Origin of the sequence: Rhodoferax sp. (assembly GCF_025354435.1) — a bacterium.
Lineage (GTDB): Bacteria > Pseudomonadota > Gammaproteobacteria > Burkholderiales > Burkholderiaceae_C > Rhodoferax_B.
Map to the genome: position 1 here is coordinate 19,412 of NZ_JANXMU010000087.1, position 20,881 is coordinate 40,292.

Genomic DNA, 20,881 nt, shown 5'->3' on the forward strand with positions numbered 1-20,881 from the left:
TACCACCTGCGATGGGCCGCAAAAGGGTTAAGAATGTGTTGAATGGCGTGCGGAGGCCCTCCTATGCTGTGTGCGGCTTGGTTAAATGGGAACGGTCAGCCAATGCGGCGCTTGTTGGAGTCCACCGCCACCGCCAAAATAATGACCCCGCCAATCACCACCTGCTGCACAAAAGGCGACACGCCCAGCAGGTTCAGTCCATTGCGCAGCACGCCGATGGTCAGCACACCCATCAGCGTGCCCCAGATGCTGCCCACGCCGCCCGACAGGCTGGCACCACCAATCACAACGGCCGCAATCGTGTCCAGCTCGTAGCCCATGCCGCCGCTGGGTTGGGACGAATCCAGACGCGTGGACATCACCACCCCGGCCAGGCCCGACAGCACGCCACACATGGTGTAGACCACCAGGGTCACCTTGCGCACCGGGATCCCGGCCAGGCGCGCCACTTCGGCGCTGCCACCAATAGCATACAGCGCACGCCCTGCCGCGCGGTACTTCATGAAAATGCCCGCCACGATGGTCAACACAATGAACAGCGCCACCGTAACCGACAGGAAACCGAAGTTGCGGTTGATCGACATCGCCGAAAACCACTCCGGGTAGCCCACGATCTGCGAGCCGTCCGTGACCATGTTCGCCAGCCCCCGGCAAATCGACATGGTGGCCAGGGTGGCAATAAATGCCGGCAGGCGCGCATGCGTCACCAGCAAGCCCGACCCCAGCCCGCACAGTGCGCCAATAGCCAGCGCCGCCGCCATGGCCAGAGGCATCGGCACCCCCATGGTGTTGGACAACCAGCCCATTCCCATCATTGACAGGGCCAGCACCGAGCCCACCGACAAATCAATGCCGCCAATCACGATCACGGCCGTCATGCCCAGCGCCATGATGCCCAGCACCGTGAGCTGGTCCAGCACATTCAGCAGGTTGCGAAACGAGAAAAAGGTGTCGGTCGCCAGCGACAAGGCCACGCACAGCACCAGCAGGCTCAGCTCGGGCCCGTGGTCCACCAGCGTTTTGACCCAGTGCCTGGGGGAGCGCGTTGCCTCTGCGCGAGGCTGTGCTGTGGGCACAGAAGAAGAAGTAGGGGTCACCAAGATGCCTCCGAAAAATGCGTGAAGAATGCGTGTCAGTTCGTGTGAAAAAGACGGCTCAATGCAGCCGCGCGCGCGCCACCGCCAAGGCCCAGCGCTGGCGGCTCAAGGCCACTGGTTCCGCAGGTGTACCGGCCAGCACATCGCTTTGCTGGCGCGGCAGTGCCTGGAGCGCGGCTATATCCCAGACCCCCGCCTGCAAACCCGCCAGATGGGCTACGCCCAGGGCCGACAACTCCGGGTCGGCGCACTGCACCACCGGACGGGCGGTATAGGCCGACAGCATGTCCAGCAAGCGCGGGTTGCGCGAGGGGCCACCGTCCAGATACAGTTTGTGGATACCGGCCACGCTCTGGTCCATGGCCGCCACCACATCCGCCACCTGGTGCGCGATGGACTCCAGCCCGGCCGCCAGCAGCGCCGACTTGCCCGCGCTCAGCGTCAGCCCGCTAACCAAACCTGTGGCCTGCGTATCCCACCAGGGTGCGCCCAGCCCGTTAAAGCCCGGCACCAGACACACGCCATGGCTGTCGCTGCGGGATGCAATGTCCAACGCCTCGTCCAGCGGTATTTCGAACACATCGGCCAACCAGCGGAGGGTGGCCCCGGCGGCGCGGATATTGCCCTCCAGCGCCTGCACCGGCCCCTGGCCTGCATCCCAGGCGATGGTCAGGCACAGGCCGGGATGGTGCGCCCCCCCGCTGTGCGTCAAGGCCATGACCGAGGAACCCGTACCCAAGGTCGCCTTGACCTGGCCCGGAGCAAAACCGCCATGGGCAAACAGCGCCGCATGCGAATCGGCCATCACCGACAACACCGGCACGCCGCGTAAAGCCGGGTGCAAGGCATCCGCCTGCGCAAAATGCCCGCGTGACGGCAGCACCCGCGGCAGCAGTTGGCGCGGTACGCCAAACAGCTCCAGCAAACCCGTATCCCAGTCCCCGGTATGCACATTCAGCAGTTGGGTGCGCGATGCATTGCCCACCTCGGTCACACCCTCGGCCCCCAGGCGATTGAGCAAATAGGCATCCACCGTGCCTGCGCACCATTGGCCCGAGCGGGCCATCTGGCGCTGCGGATCAAATGCATCCAGCAGCCAGCCGAGTTTGAGGGCCGAAAACATCGGGTCCAGCGGCAGGCCCGAGCGCGTGCGCACCATGGACTCCACCGCATCGGTGTGCAAACGGTCGCGCAAGGCCACCGTGCGCTGGTCTTGCCAGCTCAGCAAGGGGGTGACGGCACGGCCATCGCTGCGCCGCCACACCACGGCCGATTCGCGCTGCGTGCTGATCCCCACACCGACCACTTGCACGCCCGGCTGCTGCGCCAGACACGCATCCACGGCCTGCTGCACGCTTTGCCAGATTTCCTCGGCATCCTGCTCGACCCAGCCAGGCTGCGGCAAGTACTCCGACAGCGGTGCCGTCGCTTTGGCCACCATGCGGCCCGACGCATCCACCAAAATGCATTTGGTGGCGCTGGTGCCCTGGTCGATGGCAAGAAGGTGCGCTGCCATGGATCAGCCTTTGCGGGCGGCCACCAGGGCGCGCGCTTGTTGTGCAATGCCCTCGGCGGTCAGGCCGAAATGCTGCAATAAAAATGTGGTGCTGCCCGTGGGCGCAAAGCCGGGCACGCCCATGATGCGCACCGGCACCGGGTGGTGTTGCACCACCAGTTCGGCCACGGCACCGCCCAGACCACCGGTCACTATGCCCTCCTCCACCGTCACGATTGCGCCGGTTTCTCGCGCGGCGCGCAGCACGGCATCGGTATCCAGCGGCTTCACCGACGAGGCATTGATGACCCGAGCCGCAATCCCCTCGCGGCCCAGTAGTTCGGCCGCTTCCAGGGCCCGCGACACCATGGTGCCGATGGCGATCAGCGCCACATCCGAGCCGTCGCGCAAGGTGACCGACTTGCCCAGGGCGAACACATGGTCGTCCGGTAGCACCGCAGGCACTTTGTAGCGACCAATGCGCAGAAAGGCCGGGCCACCCGAGGCCACAAACCAGCGCATCGCCGCACGCGTCTCCGCCGGGTCGGCTGGCACTACCACCGGCAGGTCACCAATCGCCCGCATCCAGGCCAGATCTTCGATCGAATGGTGGGTGGGGCCCAGCTCGCCATAGGCCATGCCGGGGCTCATGCCGCACAAGGCCACCTGGAAGTTGGAATACGCGATGTCGGCCTTGATCTGCTCCAGTGCCCGGCCCGTCAAAAAGGGCGACGCGGCACACACGAAGGGTACAAACCCGCCATTGGCCAGGCCCGCGGCCACGCCCACCATGTTCTGCTCGGCAATGCCCACATTCACCAGGCGGTCGGGAAACTCTTTTCTGAAAGCCCCCAGGTTGCTGGAACCCACCGAGTCGTTGCACACGGCAACGATGCGCGGGTCCAGGCGGGCCATGGCGGTCAACTCATCGGCAAACGCCTGGCGGCAATCGAACGTGCCTGCGGCGCTGTTGTCTTCTTTGCTCATGCGGCCAACTCCTTCAACGCGGCTTCATACTGGGCGGTGCTAGGCACCTTGTGGTGCCATTCCACGCCGTTTTCCATAAAAGAAACGCCTTTGCCCTTGATGGTGTTGGCGATCACGAAGCGCGGGCGCTGCGGATGGGGCGTGGTCAACGCGGCCAGCAGCTCGGCGTGGTTGTGGCCGTCCACCGTCACCACGTCCCAGCCAAATGCGGCCCACTTGTCGGCCAGCGGCTCCAGTTCATTGGTGTCGGCGGTGCTGGCACCTTGCTGCAGGCGGTTGCAGTCCACCACGGCGGTCAGCGAGCCCAGGCCCCGGTGGGCAGCGCACATGGCAGCCTCCCAGTTGCTGCCCTCTTGCAGCTCGCCATCGCCCAGCACCACAAAGGTACGCCAATCTTTTTTGGCAATCTGCGCCGCAGTGGCGCAACCCACGGCCACCGGCAAACCATGGCCCAGCGGGCCGGTATTGGTTTCCACACCCGGTATCTTTTGCCTGTTGGGGTGGCCATTCAGGGGTGACAGGTCGGCCACGAAATGCTGCAGCCGATCGGGCGAGAAAAACCCGCAGGCCGCCAGCGTGGAGTACAAGGCCGCCGCGCAGTGCCCTTTGCTCAGGATGAAACGGTCACGGTCGGCCCACTGGGGCTGGGCCGGGTCGATGCGCAGCACCGCCTCGAATAGCGTGGCCAGGATATCTGTCACCGAAAAATCGCCGCCGATATGGCCCAGGCCCGCCGCATGGATCATGTGCAGCACTTGGCGCCGGGTGCCGCGGCTGGCCTCGGCCAACAAGGCAGCTTGCTCCGATGCAGAGGCTAGCGCCCAGTGTGCACGGCGCTGTTGCCAGGCTTCGACGTGCTGGAGGTCCACGCTAAGCGCTTGGGCCGGGTCCGTTGTCAGATTTTTTTGCATATTTATTCATGTGTGAATTTATAGTTTTAATTATAGGAATGCCGGAAAAAATGCGTATCAGGGTTTTCACCGGGATGGCATTACGCGCAGGCCCAGCAGAGGTATAACGACCCACCCAGCGCTACCGTGCGGTGCGGCAAGTCCATGGCATTGGCAGCAGTCTTTATATTTATTGCTGCATAATTTATAGCTACTTGTGTAAGTAGCTATTGCGCTAGATGCCAATTTCATTCGGAATATTTTGCTATGGAAACTTTCACCACTCTCGCCAGCATCCTGGCCGTGTTGTTCATTGGCGTGATCAGCCCTGGCCCCAGTTTTGTGCTGGTGGCGCGCACGGCCATTGGCAGCTCGCGCCAGGCCGGGGTGGCTTCTGCCGTGGGCATGGCGGCTGGTGCCTGTGTGCTGAGCGTGGTGGCCTTGCTGGGGCTGCACGCCTTGTTGCAGCAGGTGCCCCTGGCCTACTGGGCGCTGAAGCTGGTAGGCGGCGTGTACCTGCTGTACCTGGGCTTCAAGATCTGGCAAGGTACCAAGACACCGCTGGTGCTGGCCGATGCGGGCCCGCTCACCCAGGCCGGTGTGCGGCGGCACTTCTTGATTGGCGCGGGCACCATGGTCAGCAACCCCAAGGCTGCGGTGGTGTATGGCGTGATCTTCGCGGCGCTGTTGCCGCATACGCCGTCGCTGGCGCTGAGCCTGGCCCTGCCGCCCAGCGTGTTTGTACTGGAAGGCAGCTGGTACCTGCTGGTGGCGTTGGCCCTGTCGTCGGCCCGGCCACGGCAAACCTATTTGCGGGCCAAGACTGCGATTGACCGGGTGACGGGGGTGGTGCTGGGGCTTCTGGGCATCAAGCTATTGCTATCTTCATCGCAGTAGCCGCGCAGCCAAATACAGCATCCACGCACTGCGTGCTATTTAATATATAGCTACTAGTGTAGGCTTTATATACACTAAAGACACTTTTAACGCCTAATTTTTGGCCTTGGCCAGCTGCGCACCGCAGGACTCGCGCACCACAAGTTCCACCGGCCGCTCCGGGTAGAGCACCTGTGGCACGGGCTCGCGGCGCAGCAGGGCCAGCAGCATGGCCATGGCCTCGCGGCACAGGCCGATGGTGTCGGTGCGCACGGTGGTCAGCGGGGACGAGGCGAACTCGGCCATCGGGATGTCGTCGTAGCCCACCAGAGCGATGTCCTCTGGTACCCGTAAACCCGCTTCCTTGAGCGCCTTGATGGCGCCAAAGGCGATGGTGTCATTGCCCGCAAACAGCGCGGTAAACGGCACTTTGCGGGCCAACAGCTCCTGTGTGGCGCGGTAGCCGCTGGCGGCGCTGATGTCGGCGTAGGCGCACCAGGCGGGATCGATGGGCAGGCCGTGGTCGGCCATGGCTTCGCGCCAGCCGCGCTCGCGCTCGTTGACGGCCAGGTACTCGGGCTGGGCGAAGTTGACGAAGGCGATCTGGGTATGGCCCAGGCCGACCAGGTGGTTGACCAGCATCTTGGCGGCCACCGAGGTGTCGTTGCCGGTGGTGTGGTAGCGCCCCATGTCCGGCAGGCCGGTGCCGAACACCACCAGGGGGATGCCCGCGTCGGCAATGCTGGCCAGGTACTGGCGGCCTGCTTCGCTGGGGTTGACCACGATCAATCCGTCGATACGGCGGCTGCGCACCAGGTCCACAAAGGCCCCGGGTTCGCGGCCCTCGTCGTCGCTGGACTCGATCAGCATCTTCAGGCCATGCTGGTGGCACTGTTCGTTGATGCTGGCTACCAGCTGCGCCAAAAACACGTCCACATACAGGTGCGCGGCCTTGGGGATGACCAGGGCCACTGTGCTGGTAGAGCCGCCCGCCAGCGTGCGCGCAGCGGCATTGGGCTCGTAGCCGATGTCGCGCGCGGCGGCCAGTACCTTCTCGCGGGTGGCTTCGCTGATGCCCTGGTCGCGCACATTGTTCAGCACGAAAGACACGGTGGTACGCGACACACCGGCACGGCGCGCGACCTCGTTGCTGGTGGGTGGGGATTTCAAGGAAGAAGTCATGTGGTTGGCATCGTAGCCGATACGGTGAATACACGTTTCCCCTAATACTAACTCGCGTTACCTAAATTATCATGCGTCTACTAACTCGCGTTAGATACCAAAAACAGGAGACCCGATGGCAGCCCCCTCTTCGCAATCCCAGCAATCCCCGCATGCCCTCAGCCCCACCCGGCGGGCCGAGACCCTGACCGCCTGGGCCCTGGTTCTGCCCGCCTTCATCGGCTTCATGGTGTTCTACGCCTGGCCCACGTTGCGCGCCATCGAGATCAGCTTCACCGACTGGAACCTGCTGCGCAGCCCGAAGTTCGTCGGTCTGGCCAACTACGCCGCCATGTTGGAAGACGGCAAGTTCTGGCAGGGCATGAAACTGTCGGCCTACTACGTGGTACTGAACATTCCGCTGCAAATCGTGCTGGGCCTGTTCCTGGCGGTGGCGATGGACCGGCTGACCAAGTCGCTGTTCGTCAAGTCCCTGGTGCTGCTGCCCTACCTGCTGTCCAACGTGCTGGTGGCCATGATGTGGCTGTGGATGCTGGACCCGTTGCTGGGCTTTGTGAACGCGCTCATCACCGGCATCGGTTTCGAGGCGCAGCCTTTCTTTGGCGGCGCAGACCAGGCGCTGCTGACGGTGGCGGCGGTGAACATCTGGCGGCACATGGGCCTGGTGTCCATGCTGTTTTTGGCCGGTCTGCAAAACATCCCGCGCCACCTGTACGAAGCCGCTGCGCTAGAAGGTGCGAGCGAATGGCAGATGTTCTGCCGCGTCACGCTGCCGCTGCTGCGCCCGGTGATGGTGTTTGTGCTGGTCACCAGCGTGACGGGTTCGTTCCAGATCTTCGACACCATCGCCGTGACCACCAACGGCGGCCCGCTGGACTCCACCCGCGTCATCGTCCACTACATCGTGCAAAACGCCTTCAGCTTCTACAAGATGGGCTACGCCTCGGCCATGTCGATGGCGCTGTGTGTGGTGATGGTGCTCTATACGGTATTTCAGATGCGCGTCATGAACGCCTCGCAAAACGACTTGGCTTGAAGGAAACCACACCATGACCTCCCACCGTCTGTTTTCCCCTGGCCGCATCGCCGCCTGGGCCGCCCTGTTAATCATGCTGGCCATCACCCTCACCCCGCTCTGGATGGTGGTGAAAACCGCGCTGATGCAGCCCTCCAACGTGTATGCCGAATCCACCCAGTTGCTGCCCAGTGACCCGACACTGGCCAACTTCAAGCGCGTGCTGGGCTTCATGACGCAGGACGAAAGCCAGGCCATGGGCGGCTCGGGAGCCGAGATCAACTTCTTGCGCGCCCTGGGCAATTCGCTGGTGTTCACCGCCACCATCGTGGTGCTGCAGGTGAGCTGCGCGTCCATGGCGGCCTACGCCTTTGCCCGGCTGCGCTTTCCGGGCCGCAACACGCTGTTTGGCCTGTTTGTGGGTTCGATGATGGTGCCCAGCGTGGTGACCTTCATTCCCAACTTCATCCTCATCAAGGACCTGGGCCTGCTCAACACCATGACCGGCATGGTCGCGCCGTTTTGCCTGATGCAGGGGTTTTCGGTGTTCTTTTTGCGCCAGTTCTTTTTGTCCATTCCCCGCGATCTGGAAGAAGCCGCGCTGCTGGACGGAGCCTCGTTTCTGTACATCTTTGCCCGGGTGGTGATGCCGCTGAGCATCACGCCGCTGGCCACCATTGCCATGCTCACCGGCATCAATATGTGGAACGAATTCTTCTGGCCCTTCCTGGTGGCCAAGGACGAGATGCAACAGGTATTGCCGGTGGCGCTGCAGTCCTTCAAGACCCAGACACCGCAAGGCCAGCCCGACTGGACCGGCCTGATGGCCGCCACGGCCATCACGGTACTGCCCACCATTTTGCTACTGGTGGCCTTTGGGCGACGGGTAGTTGAATCCGTCCAATTCAGTGGCGGTAAGTAAGTTTTCCCCGCAACCAACCTAACCATAACGGAGACAAGCATGAAATTCACATTCACCACCCTGGCCGCAGCGGCCCTCACCTGCGTCGGCAGCGCGCACGCCGTCGAAGTCAAATACCTGCTGTGGGACGCAATGCAGTTGCCCGCCTACAAGCAGTGCGCCGCCGACTTCGAAAAGAAGAACCCGGGCACCACCATCAAGATCAGCCAATCCGGCTGGGACGACTACTGGACCACCATCTCCACCGGCTTTGTGTCGGGCACCGCCCCCGATGTGTTCACCAACCACCTGGCCAAGTACCCTGAATTTGCCAAGAACGACCAACTCGTCGATCTGGCCCCGCTGATCCAGCGCGACAAGGTAGACACCGGTGCCTACGCGCCCGGCCTGTTCGACATCTGGGGCCGCGACAGCAAGCAATACGGCCTGCCCAAAGACTGGGACACCATCGGCTTTGTGGTCAACATGGAAATGGCCAAGAAAGCCGGTGTGACGCTGGCCGACCTGCAGGGCATGACCTGGAACCCCAAGGACGGCGGCAGCTTCGAGCAGATCGTGCGTAAGCTGAGCGTGGACGCGTCGGGCAACAACGCCACCAGCCCCAACTTCGACAAAAAGAAGGTCAGCGTCTTCGGCTACCAGACCCCGCGCGGTGCCGCCGGCATGATGGGCCAGACCGAATGGAGCCACTTTGCCGAATCCAACGGCTTCAAGTTCCAGGACAAGCCCTGGGACCCCAAGTTCTACTACGACGACCCCAAGCTGGTCGAGACCATTTCCTACCTCGCCGGTCTGCCAGGCAAGGGCTTGTCGGCCAGTTTTGAAAACACCAAGTCGCTGGGTTCGGACGCAATGTTTGTGGGCAAAAAGGTCGCCATCGTGCCGCAGGGCTCGTGGATGATTACCTACTTCAAGAACAACGCCAAGTTCGAAAACGCCTGGGTTCCACTGCCCACCGGCCCCACTGGCACCCGCGCCACCATGTTCAACGGCCTGGCCGATTCCATCTGGGCGGGCTCCAAGGTCAAGGCCGATGCCTGGAAGTGGGTCAAGTACCTGGGCTCGGCTGAATGCCAAAGCGTGGTGGCCGACACCGGCGTGGTTTTCCCCGCCATCAAGGGCCAGGCCGAGCGTGCCGTCGAAGTGCAAAAAGCCAAGGGCGTGGATTCCAGCGCCTTCCTCACCATGGCCAAGTCCAAGACCTTTTTGATGCCGATTGCCGACGGTGGCTCCGAGATCGACGAAGTCATGAAGTCCGCACTGGAAGCCGTAATGATGGGTAAGGCAGATGCCGCCACCGCCCTCAAAGCCGCCAACATCAAAGTCAACCAACTCGCCAAGAAATAGGCCCACCCCAAGGCTACAGCGCAGCGCCTGGAATCAGCCCACAGAGCTGATTCCACAGCTTTCGCCACCCCCCTTGCAGGGGGCGATACCGGTGGTCTGGCAAAGCCAGTTCCACGGTATCCCTGGAAGGCGTGCGTTCTGTACCAACGGGTGCCTCATCACCCCTACACATTGCAAAGTAACACGAGGATCACCATGACACGCCGCATCAAAATCACCCTCATCGGGGCTGGCAGCATTGTTTTCACCCGCAACCTGCTGGGTGATATTTTTTCCTACCCCGAGCTAGCCGATTGCGAAGTGGCCTTGCACGACATCGACGAACACCGCCTGCGACTGGCCGAAATGGTGGCGCAGCGGCGGGCGGCGGCCTTGAGCGTGCAGCCCTTGATCACCGCCAGCACCGACCGCCGCCGCGCGCTCGATGGCGCGCAGTTTGTCATCAGCACCATCCAGGTCGGCGGCTACAAGCCCGCCACCGTGACCGACTTCGAAATCCCCAAGAAATTCGGCCTGGAGCAAACCATTGGCGACACCCTGGGCATTGGCGGCATCATGCGCGGCCTGCGCACGATTCCCGTGCAGTTGGCCATGCTCAAAGACATGGAAGATGTATGTGCGCCCGGTGCCATCCACCTGAACTACGTCAACCCTATGGCCATGATCACCTGGGCGCTGAACCAGGCCAGCAAGCGCATCCCCACCGTGGGCCTGTGCCACAGCGTGCAGCACACCGCGCACGAGTTGGCGCACGATCTTGGCATTCCCGCAGAAGAAATCGACTACACCTGCGCGGGCATCAACCACATGTCGTTCTACACAAAGTTTGAGCACAAGGGGGTCGATCTGTACCCGCGCCTGCGCCAGATTTATGCCGACGGCCAGGCCCCCGACTGGAACCGGGTGCGCTACGAAATGCTGAACCAGCTCGGCCACTTCCCCACCGAATCCAGCGAGCACTTTGCCGAATACGTGCCATGGTTCATCAAAAAGGGCCGCGAAGATTTGCTCGCCAAATACAACATTCCGCTGGATGAATACCCCGGTCGTTGCCAGATTTTTGAACATGCCTGGCCCTACATCGAGCGCGAGCTGCAAGCCCCTGGCACGCAAGATGTGCAGGCGCTCACCGCCGAACTGGAGGCCGCCAACATCCATGTGATGCCGCGCAACATCACCGAAGCCGCCCGCCTGCTCGAAGGCCTGAACGCAGTCAACCGCTCGGTCGAATACGGTGGCCAGATTATTCACTCCATGGTCAGCGGCACGCCGCGCGTGGTCTACGGCAATGTGCTGAACCACCACCTGATCGATAACCTGCCCCAGGGCTGCGCCGTCGAAGTGCCGTGCCTGGTGGATGTCAACGGCGTGCAACCCACCCGCGTGGGCAAGCTGCCCATCCAGCTGGCGGCGCTGATGCGCACCAACGTCAACGTGCAAGAGCTGGTGGTGGCTGCCATCACCGAGCAAAAGCGCGAACACGTCTACCACGCCGCCATGCTCGACCCGCACACCGCCGCCGTCCTGGACCTGTCGCAGATCCGCGCCATGGTCGATGAACTGCTAGTGGAGCATAGCGCCTTCCTGCCCGACTACCTGCAATCCTGAAAGAGAGCACCACCATGGCCAGCATCGAACTCCGTTCCGTTCACAAAAACTACATGAACGACGTGGCGGTTATCCGCGACGTGAATCTGCATGTCAAGCAGGGCGAATTCTGCGTCTTCGTCGGGCCGTCTGGCTGCGGCAAGTCCACGCTGCTGCGCATGGTGGCCGGGCTGGAGGACATCACCAGCGGCGACCTGCTGATCGACGGCCAGCGCATGAACGACACCCAGCCCGCCAAACGCGGCGTGGCCATGGTGTTCCAAAGCTACGCGCTGTTTCCGCACATCAGCGTCTACGACAACCTGGCCTTTGGCATGACGCTGGCCAAGATGGACAAAGAACTGATCCGCAAAAAGGTCACCGCCGCCGCTCAGGTGCTGCAGCTGGAACATTTGCTGGACCGCAAGCCCAAGGCCTTGTCCGGCGGGCAGCGCCAGCGGGTGGCGATTGGCCGCGCCATCGTGCGCGAGCCGGGGGTGTTTTTGTTCGATGAGCCGCTGTCCAACCTGGATGCCTCGCTGCGGGTGCAGACCCGTTTCGAGATCGCCAAGATCCACCGCGACTTCGGCAAGGCCAGCACCATCTACGTGACCCACGACCAGGTGGAGGCCATGACCCTGGCCGACCGCATCCTGCTGCTCAACGCTGGGCCGGCCGTGCTCACCGAGGGCAGCGTAGCCCAGTGCGGCAGCCCGCTGGAGCTGTACCACCGGCCCCGCAACCTGTTTGTGGCAGGCTTCATTGGTTCGCCAAAGATGAACTTCCTGTCCGGTACGCTGGTCGAGGGCCATACCGACCACGCCCGGGTACAACTGCCCACCGGCGAAGTGCTGGACGCCCTGGTCGATGCCAGTGCGCTGCGCCCCGGCCAGCCCGTCACCTTAGGCATCCGCCCTGAACACGCCCAGCTCGGCACCGCTACCCAGCCCATCGTGCGCGAAGTGCAGTGGCAAGAGCGCCTGGGCGAATCCACCTACCTGTTCCTCGCCAGCGGCGTGGCCAACCAGCCGCTGGTGGTCAAAGCCCCCGGCCAGGCCCATGCCGAAACCGGCCAACGCGTCGCCATCTCCCTGCCCGCCGCGTCACTGCACGTATTCGACGGAAAAGGCCATGCGCTGGAGCGCCGCATCCCGATCGCCGACCTACTCATCCCCCACGCCGCTTGACCAGGCACACCCCCAGGCTGCAGTGCTACGCATCTTTCGCCCCCCCTTGCAGGGGGCAACACCAGCAGCCTGGCGGAGCCAGTTCTGCGGTGTTTCTGGAAGGCGTGCGTTCTGGCGTTGGGGCTGGGTCGTTGCCACGCCGCTTAATTTGATCTGCAACCACACTTATGACCGCTGAATTCCTCACCCTGCACAGCCGCCACAGCACGCTGCTCCTCGAATGCCCCGCTAACGAAGCACCCCTGTGGCGCTATTGGGGCCCGCGCCTGCCGGACACCTGCACGCCCGGCCAGGCGCTGCGCGGCACCCGCCCGCTGCCTTCGTTCATGCTCGATTTCGACCAGCCGCTGACGGTATTGCCCACCTTCGGCGTGGGCTGGTTTGGCCAGAGCGCGCTACTGGCGCACCGGGCCGGGCTGGACTTCGCCCAGGCCATCACCCAATGCACCATGGAATGGACCACGCCCGGCAGCGCCCTGGTGCTGCACCTGCTGGATGCCGTGGCGCAACTGCGCTTTGACGTGTCGATTGCGCTGGATGCGGACAGCGACGTGCTCACCCTGCACACCACGCTGACCAATGTGGGAGATGTAACCCTCGATGTGCAATGGCTGGCCGCAGGCACCCTGCCCCTGCCTGGCGATGCGGCCACGGTGCGCTCGTACGCGGGCCAGCACAACCACGAATTTCTGCTCCAAACCGACACCCTTGGCCGCAGCCAGTGGCGGCGCGAAAACCGCCGCGGCCGTACCTCGCACGACTGCTTTCCCGGCGCGGTAGTCACCACCCCCGGCAGCACCGCGCACAGCGGCCTGGTGTTCGGCGCGCACCTGGCCTGGTCGGGCAACCACCAGCAAACCATCGAGTGGCTGCACGACGGCCAGTACCAGTGGCAAATGGGTGAATGGCTGGCCCCCGGCGAAGGCCGCCTGGCCCCGGGGAACAGCCTGCACACGCCCGAGATCATCGCCACCTGCTCCACCGAAGGCCTGAACGGCCTGGCCGCCAACTTCCACGCCGCCCTGCGCGCCCGCATGGCCTGGCCCGGTGGCCAAATGCGCCCGCGCCCGGTGCACCTCAACACCTGGGAAGCCTTTTACTTCGACTTGGTGCCCGGCGACGTGATGGCCCTGGCCGATGCGGCTGCCAAGGTCGGTGTGGAACGCTTTGTGCTGGACGACGGCTGGTTCAAAAGCCGCCACCACGACCGCGCAGGCCTGGGCGACTGGTGGCCCGATGCCGACAAGTTTCCCCAAGGCCTTGGCGCACTGGTACAGCACGTCAACGCCTTAGGCATGGAGTTCGGCCTGTGGGTCGAGCCCGAAATGGTCAACCCCGACAGCGACCTCTTCCGCACCCACCCCGACTGGGCGCTGCAGATCGCCGGTCGCCCGCTGATCACCGCCCGCAACCAGCTGGTGCTGGACATCTCGCGTCCCGAGGCCGCCGACTATCTGTTTGGCAAGATCGACGCGCTGCTGGCCGCCCACCCCATCCGCTACCTCAAGTGGGACCACAACCGCGACCTGACCACCGCCGCGCTGGCCGGTGGCCTGGGCGGCGCCGGTTACCGCGCCCAGGTGCACGCGGTGTACGCCCTGCTGGCGCGGCTGCGCGCGTCCCACCCCGCCGTAGAGATCGAAAGCTGCTCTGGCGGCGGCGGCCGCATCGACTTTGGCATCCTGCGCTACACCCACCGCGTGTGGGCCAGCGACTGCATCGACGCGATGTCGCGGGTGCAGATCCAGCACGGCTTTGGCCAGTTTTTCCCACCCGAAATCCTGGGCTCGCACATCGGCACCACCACCGCCCACACCACCGGCCGCAGCCAGTCGCTGGCCTTCCGCGCCGCCGTAGCCATGACCGGCCATCTGGGCGTGGAGCTGGATGTTCGGCATTTAGACGAATCGACCTCTAGCGCACTATCCACCTGGATAGCATGCTACAAAAAGTATAGGGATCAGATCCACCATGGCCGCGTCTGGCGTGGCGAGGCCGCCGACGGCCTGGTCTGGCAAGCGCACGGGGATGCGAACGACCTGCTGCTCTTCGTCTACCGCTGCCAGCCCACCAGCCACCGCTACACGCCGCCGCTGCGCCTGCCCATGCTGGACCCCACCGCCCGCTACCAGGTGGCGCAAGTGGTGCCCATCGCAGGCGAAGGCGCGGTGCAATCCCCGGCCCCGTTCTTTACCGCCTTGCAAAACGGCGGCGTGGCACTAGACGGAGCCTGGCTGGCCCAGGCCGGCTTGCCCATGCCACGCGCCACGGCGGAAAGTTGCTTCATCGTGCGTTTGCAGATAATCCGCACATGACCACCGATCTTTTAGACCCCGCGGCTTTCGATGTTTCCGAGCATTCGCACCGCCGCTTCAACCCGCTCACCGGCCAATGGGTGCTGGTTTCGCCGCACCGCGCCAAACGCCCCTGGCAGGGCCAGCAGGAGCAGGCCGACACGGCAGAGCGCCCAGCGCACGATGCCAGCTGCTTTTTGTGCGCGGGCAACCTGCGCGTCACCGGCGAGCGCAACCCCGCCTACACCGGCACCTTCGTCTTCACCAACGACTTTGCCGCCATGATGCCCAGCGCGCCGGACGCACCGCCCGCGTCCGACCCGCTGTTCCAGGCCCGTACCGCGCGCGGCACCAGCCGGGTGATGTGCTTCTCGCCCGACCACGGCAAAACCCTGCCCGAGCTGCCGCTATCCGCCATCGGTGAAGTCATCGCCACCTGGTGCGCGCAAACCGCCGAGCTGGGTGCCACCTACCCCTGGGTGCAGGTGTTCGAGAACAAGGGCGCGCTGATGGGCTGCTCCAATCCGCACCCGCACGGCCAGCTCTGGGCCACCGACTTTGTGCCCAACGAACCCGCCGCCGAAGACCTGCGCCAGCGCGTCTGGCACGCCGAACGCGGTACGCCCCTGCTGCTGGACCTGGCCGCGCGCGAAGCCGCCGACGGCAGCCGCGTAGTAGTGCAGACCGACCACTGGCTGGCCATCGTGCCCTTCTGGGCCACCTGGCCGTTTGAGACCCTGCTGCTGCCGCGCTTTGCGGTGCAGCAACTGCCGCAGCTGGATGCAGAGCAACGCGCCGATCTGGCCCTGGCCATCAAGAAACTCACCTCGCGCTACGACAACCTGTTCCAGTGCTCGTTTCCGTATTCCATGGGCTGGCACGGCGCGCCGTTTGACGGCAAAGACCCCACGCCCTGGCAACTGCACGCCCACTTCTACCCGCCGCTGCTACGCTCGGCCAGTGTGCGCAAGTTCATGGTCGGCTTTGAAATGCTGGCCGAAGCCCAGCGCGACCTGACCCCCGAGCAAGCCGCCGCCCAACTGCGCGCGGTGTCCGACGTGCATTACAGAGAAGACCGAGAAGCCCCATGACCGCCAGCCTGCAACAGCGCACCACCGCCGCCTTCACCCAGCACTTCGGCCACGCCCCCGCGTTGCACGTGCGCGCCCCTGGCCGGGTCAACCTGATCGGCGAGCACACCGACTACAACGACGGTTTCGTGCTGCCCTGCGCCATCGACTTCGAAACCCGCATCTCGATTGGTCCACGCAGCGACCGCCAAGTGCGCGTCTGCGCCTGCGACTACGGCGACGCGCTGGACCAGTTCGACCTGGACGCGCCCATCACCCCGCGCCCCGACGCGCAATGGACCAATTACGTGCGCGGCGTGGTGCAGGTGCTGCGCGCGCGCGGCCTGCACCTGGGCAGCATGGACATGGCCATTGCGGGCAATGTGCCGCAAGGTGCAGGTTTGTCGTCCTCGGCCTCGCTGGAAGTGGCCGTGGGCCAGGCCTTCAAAGCGCTGCACAATTTAGAGCAACTTACGCAAGCAGATATTGCGCTAATCGCCCAAAAGGCCGAGAACAGTTTCGTCGGTGTGAACTGCGGCATCATGGACCAGCTGATCTCTGCCAGCGGCCAGGCCGACCACGCCCTGCTGATCGACTGCCGCAGCCTCAGCACCCAGGCCGTGCCCGTGCCCGCCGGGCTGGCGGTGATGATCGTGCATTCCCACGTACAGCGCGGCCTGGTCGGCAGCGAATACAACACCCGCCGACAGCAGTGCGAAGCCGCCGCCGCCCACTACGGTGTAAAAGCCCTGCGCGACATCGACGTGGCACGCCTGGAGCGTGATGCCGCCGGGCTGGACGCGGTGGTGCTGCGCCGCGCCCGCCACATCGTCACCGAAAACCAGCGCACACTGGATGCTGCCCAGGCCCTGGCCGACGGCGGCCTGCTGCGCCTGGGCCAGCTCATGGCCGCCTCGCACGACTCCATGCGCGACGACTTCGAAATCACCGTGCCCCCCATTGACCACCTGGTCGCCATCCTGCAAGCCGCCATCGGCCCCCAGGGCGGTGCCCGCATGACCGGCGGCGGCTTCGGCGGCTGCGTAGTCGCCCTGCTCCCCGAAGCCCTGGTCCCCGCCGCCCGCGCCGCGGTGGCCGCCCAGTACCGCGCACCCAATGGGGATGCGGCTACGGTGTATGTTTGCCATGCGTCTGCGGGGGTGGGGGTGGTGTGACGGAGCCTGGCGCGGTCGGATCACGATTACGCGCTGCCCCGTTGTTTTTCATACGGCTGCTGACCCGCATTCGTGCTCCGACCCCTCCTGGCGGTTTGGCGTTGACGGCGGTACGGGGTTTCATAAGCATCCCTGGCCGGGTAGTGCGCCCGGCCAGGGATCGCAATGGCACCCCACCCGCCAAAGGGGTCGGAGCACGAATGCAGGCAAGCATCGGTGCCATAACAAACGCCTCAACGCGCAATCGCGATCCGACCCCTCTGGCTACCGCCCGCGTAGTCGAAACAGCTCGCTTCACTTTTGATAGTAAAAAACAGGAGCTGCTCGTGCTGAGCTTATAAGCGCGAGAGGCTGATTTGGCACTCCAAAAACAGCCTGAAAATCTAAAAGTGGCAGGCTGCCAGTTCCCAACACCGCAGCCCTCCCCTCAGCCCCCCGACTTCACCGCGCAGGTATTCCACCCGAACAAGGCATAGGGCGGGCACCAGCCGATCATGCCGGTGGCCAGGGGGACGACACCGATCCAGCCCCAGAGGCCGACGGTGCCGGTGGCGGCCAGGGCCACCAGGACGGTTCCAGCGAGGATACGCAGTGTGCGGTCCAGGCCGCCAACGTTGGTTTTCATACCGTGTCCTTTCATGGTGAAGACACGCCATTGGGCTACCGGATAGCGGGGCCACCTCTGATCCAGATCATGAAAAGGCCAGACAACGCAGCCGCCTCAATCGGCGGAGACCGCCCCATCCATCCGCAACCCCTTAGGCAGCGGAAACTTCACCGTCTCCTCAATCCCGTCCATCTTGCGCACCGACACCGCACCCAGGGCGCGGATGCGGTCAATGACCTGCTGCACCAGCACGTCGGGGGCGGAGGCTCCGGCGGTCAGGCCTACGCGGGTTTTGCCTTCGAACCAGGCGGGCTGCAGCTCTTCGGCGTTGTCCACCATGTAGGCCTCGGTGCCCAGCTTTTCGGCCAGCTCGCGCAGGCGGTTGCTGTTGGAGCTGGTGGGGCTGCCGACCACGATGACGATATCCACCTGCGGGCTCATGATCTTGATGGCATCCTGGCGATTTTGCGTGGCGTAGCAGATGTCTTGCATCTTGGGGGAGCGGATCAGCGGGAAGCGGGCTTTCACGGCGGCCAGAATCTCGGCGGCATCGTCCACGCTCAGGGTGGTTTGCGTCACCACGGCCAACTTGTCGGTCTGTAGCGGCTGGGCATGGGCCACGTCGGCCACGTCTTCCACCAGGTGGATGCCGCTTTCCAGCTGGCCCATGGTGCCTTCGACCTCGGGATGGCCCTTGTGGCCAATCATGATGAACTCATAGCCCTCCTTAAACAGCTTGGCCACCTCGACGTGCACCTTGGTGACCAGTGGGCAGGTGGCATCGAAAATCTGGAAGCCGCGCGCCCGCGCTTCCTGCTGCACCGCCTGGCTCACGCCGTGGGCCGAGAACACCAGGGTCGCGCCGGGGGGCACGTCGTCCAGCTCTTCGATGAAGATGGCCCCGCGCGACTTCAGGTCGTTGACCACGTAGGTGTTGTGCACGATCTCGTGGCGCACGTAGATGGGGCGGCCGAACTTGGCCAGGGCCTTTTCGACGATCTCAATCGCACGGTCAACCCCGGCACAAAAGCCACGCGGCTCGGCTAGGATGATTTCTTGCGGGGAGCTCACAGCACACCAATCAGTTGCACTTCAAACGTCACCGGCTGGCCTGCCAGCGGGTGGTTGAAGTCGAACAGCACGGCATCGGCACTGTCGCCATTGCCCACCTGCTGCACGGCCCCGGCGTAGCTGCCCAAGCCGTCGGGCGTGGGGAACTGCACCACGTCGCCCACGTGGTACTGCTCCAGCGGGTCGCCCATCTGGTTGAGCAGCTTGCGCGCCACCCACTGCTGCATGTCGGGCTGGCGCTCGCCAAAGGCCTCACCGGCGGGAATGTCGAACGAGGTGCGCGTGCCCTCGGGCAGACCCAGCAGGCGTTGCTCTACGGCGGGCGAGAGCTGGCCGGTGCCCAGCGACAAGGTGGCGGGCTTGTCGTTGAAGGTGTTGATGATGTCGCCCGTGGGGCCGCCCAGGCGGTAGTGCAGGGTCAGAAAAGAGCCGGGCTGGACGGTAGGAGTAGAGGTAGAGGGCATTAGGAGTCTCGGTAAACTGGGCTCTATTGTAAAAGTCCACCATGCCGCTCAAAGATTTACCCCCCGATGCCCGTCCGCGCGAAAAGCTTTTGGCGCGCGGCCCTGCGGCCCTGAGCGATGTGGAGCTGCTGGCGATCCTGCTGCGCACCGGGATCGAGGGCAAGGGCGTGCTGCAAATGGCGCATGAGCTGCTGCAGATACAGACACCTGGTAATGGCAAGTTGGGCAGCTTTGGCGGCATTGCCGGGCTGCTCAACGCCACGGCGGACGACCTCAAGCCCATCAAGGGCCTGGGCCCGGCCAAGCGGGCCGAAATCATCGCCGTGCTGGAACTGGCCCGCCGCGCTATGGCGCAAAAGCTGCAGGAACGCACCGTTTTCACCAACCCTGCGGACCTGCAGCACTACCTGCAACTGCATTTGTCGGCCAAAAACCACGAGGTGTTTGCCGTGCTGTTTCTGGATGCGGGCCACCGCCTGCTGGCACTGGAAGAGCTGTTTCGCGGCAGCCTGACGCAAACCAGCGTCTACCCACGCGAAGTGGTGCTGCGTGCCCTGCACCACCAAGCCGCCAGCGTGGTGCTGGCGCACAACCACCCCAGCGGCTCGGTGCAGCCCTCGTCTGCCGACGAATCGCTGACCCACACCCTGCGTGCCGCGCTGGCGCTGATCGACGTGCGGGTGCTAGACCACATCATCGTCGCCCCCGGTGAAACGTTTTCCATGGCTGAAAAAGGCCTGATGTGATTGACACACCCCCATGAAAATCACCTCCTTACAAGATCTGAAAAAGATCCAGAAATCCATCGCCGCTACCGCTGCTCTGCAGGAAGCCGAGCGCGTGGCCCAGCTGGAAACCCAGCGCCGCCTGGCCGCCCAAAAGAACCTGTTTGTGCATGCCGCCGGGGCCGTGCACCGCTTGCCCGACAAGCGCCAGGCGCTGCTGAAAAAGAAGCAGCCCGAGCCGATTGCCACCCAACTGCAGCTGGACGAGCAGGCCGTGCTGGTCGAGGCCATCAGCGACGGCTTCGATGCCAGCAGCCTGCTGGAAACCGACGATTCCTTAAGCTACCGCCGCCCCGGCATCGGCATCGACGTGCTGCAGCGCCTGCGCAAGGGCGAATGGGCGATCCAGCGCCAGCTCGACCTGCACGGCCTGCGCAGCGACGCGGCGCGCGATGCCTTGTCGGGTTTCATCCGCGATGCGCACAAGCATGGCATCCGCTGCGTGCGCGTGGTGCACGGCAAGGGCCTGAGCTCCCCCGGCAAAACCCCGGTGCTCAAGGGCAAGGTGCGCAACTGGTTGGTGCAAAAGAACGAGGTGCTGGCCTTTGTGCAGGCACGGCCCATGGAGGGCGGCGCAGGGGCTTTGTTGGTACTTTTGCAGCCAGGCTAGAAATTTATAAGAAATAGGCCTCTAACGTATATTCCATATACGCTAGTAGCTATTAAAAGCGGGGCACTAGCTCCGCTCGGCTTTAAGGCAATGCTGAACAAGGCCATTCAAAATGGCTCTTCCGGGGTACTGATAACAAGAATGCGCCGAATCCGGCCAAAACGAGTCGTTTTCTAACCCCTTGGGGCTAGGTTCGCGGGCCTTTGGGCCCACTTTGCGC

At 64.0% G+C, this 20,881-nt stretch carries 19 protein-coding genes; 11 read left to right on the top strand and 8 right to left on the bottom strand.

From position 1 onward, the window contains the following. Positions 1-95: 95 nt before the first annotated feature. From Q0T48_RS21585 to Q0T48_RS21600, 4 genes are all read right to left on the bottom strand, one after another. Positions 96-1,013 carry an ABC transporter permease gene (locus tag Q0T48_RS21585; protein ID WP_295961019.1) on the bottom strand — a complete coding sequence of 306 codons (918 nt, stop codon included), beginning with the start codon at positions 1,011-1,013 and terminating at the stop codon, positions 96-98. Positions 1,014-1,155: 142 nt separating this feature from the next. Then, a complete protein-coding gene (locus Q0T48_RS21590) occupies positions 1,156-2,613 on the bottom strand; it encodes an FGGY family carbohydrate kinase (RefSeq protein WP_295961020.1) in 1,458 nt (485 codons plus the stop codon). Between the two features lie 3 nt (positions 2,614-2,616). Then, entirely contained in the window at positions 2,617-3,579 is a 963-nt protein-coding gene (locus Q0T48_RS21595) for a transketolase C-terminal domain-containing protein (RefSeq protein ID WP_295961023.1), read from the bottom strand. Then, positions 3,576-4,448, bottom strand: a complete 873-nt coding sequence (locus tag Q0T48_RS21600) for a transketolase (RefSeq protein ID WP_295961025.1) — start codon at positions 4,446-4,448, stop codon at positions 3,576-3,578. Before Q0T48_RS21600 ends, Q0T48_RS21595 begins: the two co-directional genes overlap by 4 nt. A 288-nt stretch (positions 4,449-4,736) precedes the next feature. Between Q0T48_RS21600 and Q0T48_RS21605 the strand changes: the two genes are divergently transcribed. Continuing rightward, a complete protein-coding gene (locus Q0T48_RS21605; RefSeq protein WP_295961028.1) occupies positions 4,737-5,366 on the top strand; it encodes a LysE family transporter in 630 nt (209 codons plus the stop codon). 93 nt (positions 5,367-5,459) lie between these two features. Here the strand turns inward: Q0T48_RS21605 and Q0T48_RS21610 are convergent, their stop codons facing one another. Continuing rightward, positions 5,460-6,515: a LacI family DNA-binding transcriptional regulator gene (locus Q0T48_RS21610; protein ID WP_295961031.1), complete on the bottom strand. Its 1,056-nt coding sequence runs from the start codon at positions 6,513-6,515 to the stop codon at positions 5,460-5,462. Positions 6,516-6,642: 127 nt separating this feature from the next. Between Q0T48_RS21610 and Q0T48_RS21615 the strand changes: the two genes are divergently transcribed. The 8 genes from Q0T48_RS21615 (at position 6,643) to galK (ending at position 17,124) form a co-directional block, all read left to right on the top strand. Beyond that, positions 6,643-7,563: a sugar ABC transporter permease gene (locus Q0T48_RS21615; RefSeq protein WP_295961034.1), complete on the top strand. Its 921-nt coding sequence runs from the start codon at positions 6,643-6,645 to the stop codon at positions 7,561-7,563. A 13-nt stretch (positions 7,564-7,576) separates the two neighbouring features. Further along, positions 7,577-8,464 carry a carbohydrate ABC transporter permease gene (locus tag Q0T48_RS21620; RefSeq protein ID WP_295961036.1) on the top strand — a complete coding sequence of 296 codons (888 nt, stop codon included), beginning with the start codon at positions 7,577-7,579 and terminating at the stop codon, positions 8,462-8,464. A gap of 39 nt (positions 8,465-8,503) precedes the next feature. Further along, positions 8,504-9,811 carry a sugar ABC transporter substrate-binding protein gene (locus tag Q0T48_RS21625; protein WP_295961037.1) on the top strand — a complete coding sequence of 436 codons (1,308 nt, stop codon included), beginning with the start codon at positions 8,504-8,506 and terminating at the stop codon, positions 9,809-9,811. Between the two features lie 195 nt (positions 9,812-10,006). Beyond that, complete coding sequence (locus Q0T48_RS21630; protein ID WP_295961040.1) at positions 10,007-11,419, top strand: alpha-glucosidase/alpha-galactosidase; 1,413 nt, start codon at positions 10,007-10,009, stop codon at positions 11,417-11,419. A 14-nt stretch (positions 11,420-11,433) separates the two neighbouring features. Next, a complete protein-coding gene (gene ugpC, locus Q0T48_RS21635; protein WP_295961042.1) occupies positions 11,434-12,585 on the top strand; it encodes a sn-glycerol-3-phosphate ABC transporter ATP-binding protein UgpC in 1,152 nt (383 codons plus the stop codon). A 167-nt stretch (positions 12,586-12,752) separates the two neighbouring features. Then, the gene (locus tag Q0T48_RS21640) at positions 12,753-14,900 is read left to right on the top strand and encodes an alpha-galactosidase (RefSeq protein ID WP_295961045.1); all 2,148 of its coding nucleotides are present in this window, start codon (positions 12,753-12,755) and stop codon (positions 14,898-14,900) included. Then, complete coding sequence (locus Q0T48_RS21645) at positions 14,897-15,970, top strand: UDP-glucose--hexose-1-phosphate uridylyltransferase (RefSeq protein ID WP_295961049.1); 1,074 nt, start codon at positions 14,897-14,899, stop codon at positions 15,968-15,970. Before Q0T48_RS21640 ends, Q0T48_RS21645 begins: the two co-directional genes overlap by 4 nt. Continuing rightward, entirely contained in the window at positions 15,967-17,124 is a 1,158-nt protein-coding gene (galK, locus tag Q0T48_RS21650) for a galactokinase (protein WP_295961052.1), read from the top strand. The genes Q0T48_RS21645 and galK overlap by 4 nt, the downstream gene beginning before the upstream one ends. 427 nt (positions 17,125-17,551) lie before the next feature. Here the strand turns inward: galK and Q0T48_RS21655 are convergent, their stop codons facing one another. The 3 genes from Q0T48_RS21655 to Q0T48_RS21665 form a co-directional block, all read right to left on the bottom strand. Further along, a complete protein-coding gene (locus Q0T48_RS21655) occupies positions 17,552-17,749 on the bottom strand; it encodes a DUF2892 domain-containing protein (RefSeq protein ID WP_295961068.1) in 198 nt (65 codons plus the stop codon). 96 nt (positions 17,750-17,845) lie between these two features. Further along, the gene (gene ispH / locus Q0T48_RS21660) at positions 17,846-18,802 is read right to left on the bottom strand and encodes a 4-hydroxy-3-methylbut-2-enyl diphosphate reductase (protein WP_295961055.1); all 957 of its coding nucleotides are present in this window, start codon (positions 18,800-18,802) and stop codon (positions 17,846-17,848) included. Then, positions 18,799-19,266: an FKBP-type peptidyl-prolyl cis-trans isomerase gene (locus Q0T48_RS21665; protein WP_295961060.1), complete on the bottom strand. Its 468-nt coding sequence runs from the start codon at positions 19,264-19,266 to the stop codon at positions 18,799-18,801. Before Q0T48_RS21665 ends, ispH begins: the two co-directional genes overlap by 4 nt. A gap of 41 nt (positions 19,267-19,307) precedes the next feature. On the opposite strand from Q0T48_RS21665, the gene radC reads away from it, so the two are divergent. Together radC and Q0T48_RS21675 are read left to right on the top strand one after the other, a co-directional pair. Next, positions 19,308-20,012: a DNA repair protein RadC gene (gene radC / locus Q0T48_RS21670; protein ID WP_295961063.1), complete on the top strand. Its 705-nt coding sequence runs from the start codon at positions 19,308-19,310 to the stop codon at positions 20,010-20,012. A gap of 13 nt (positions 20,013-20,025) precedes the next feature. Next, entirely contained in the window at positions 20,026-20,661 is a 636-nt protein-coding gene (locus tag Q0T48_RS21675) for a Smr/MutS family protein (protein WP_295961066.1), read from the top strand. Positions 20,662-20,881: the final 220 nt, after the last annotated feature.

What these genes read in the sequence shown, in the direction of transcription:
- Q0T48_RS21625 (WP_295961037.1), top strand. Translation starts at nt 8,504, where the DNA reads ATGAAATTCACATTCACCACCCTGGCCGCAGCGGCCCTCACCTGCGTC.
- Q0T48_RS21645 (WP_295961049.1), top strand. Translation starts at nt 14,897, where the DNA reads ATGACCACCGATCTTTTAGACCCCGCGGCTTTCGATGTTTCCGAGCAT.
- Q0T48_RS21675 (WP_295961066.1), top strand. Translation starts at nt 20,026, where the DNA reads ATGAAAATCACCTCCTTACAAGATCTGAAAAAGATCCAGAAATCCATC.
- Q0T48_RS21590 (WP_295961020.1), bottom strand. Translation starts at nt 2,613, where the DNA reads ATGGCAGCGCACCTTCTTGCCATCGACCAGGGCACCAGCGCCACCAAA.
- Q0T48_RS21615 (WP_295961034.1), top strand. Translation starts at nt 6,643, where the DNA reads ATGGCAGCCCCCTCTTCGCAATCCCAGCAATCCCCGCATGCCCTCAGC.
- ugpC (WP_295961042.1), top strand. Translation starts at nt 11,434, where the DNA reads ATGGCCAGCATCGAACTCCGTTCCGTTCACAAAAACTACATGAACGAC.
- radC (WP_295961063.1), top strand. Translation starts at nt 19,308, where the DNA reads ATGCCGCTCAAAGATTTACCCCCCGATGCCCGTCCGCGCGAAAAGCTT.
- Q0T48_RS21665 (WP_295961060.1), bottom strand. Translation starts at nt 19,266, where the DNA reads ATGCCCTCTACCTCTACTCCTACCGTCCAGCCCGGCTCTTTTCTGACC.
- Q0T48_RS21595 (WP_295961023.1), bottom strand. Translation starts at nt 3,579, where the DNA reads ATGAGCAAAGAAGACAACAGCGCCGCAGGCACGTTCGATTGCCGCCAG.
- Q0T48_RS21640 (WP_295961045.1), top strand. Translation starts at nt 12,753, where the DNA reads ATGACCGCTGAATTCCTCACCCTGCACAGCCGCCACAGCACGCTGCTC.
- Q0T48_RS21605 (WP_295961028.1), top strand. Translation starts at nt 4,737, where the DNA reads ATGGAAACTTTCACCACTCTCGCCAGCATCCTGGCCGTGTTGTTCATT.
- Q0T48_RS21620 (WP_295961036.1), top strand. Translation starts at nt 7,577, where the DNA reads ATGACCTCCCACCGTCTGTTTTCCCCTGGCCGCATCGCCGCCTGGGCC.
- galK (WP_295961052.1), top strand. Translation starts at nt 15,967, where the DNA reads ATGACCGCCAGCCTGCAACAGCGCACCACCGCCGCCTTCACCCAGCAC.
- Q0T48_RS21655 (WP_295961068.1), bottom strand. Translation starts at nt 17,749, where the DNA reads ATGAAAACCAACGTTGGCGGCCTGGACCGCACACTGCGTATCCTCGCT.
- Q0T48_RS21630 (WP_295961040.1), top strand. Translation starts at nt 10,007, where the DNA reads ATGACACGCCGCATCAAAATCACCCTCATCGGGGCTGGCAGCATTGTT.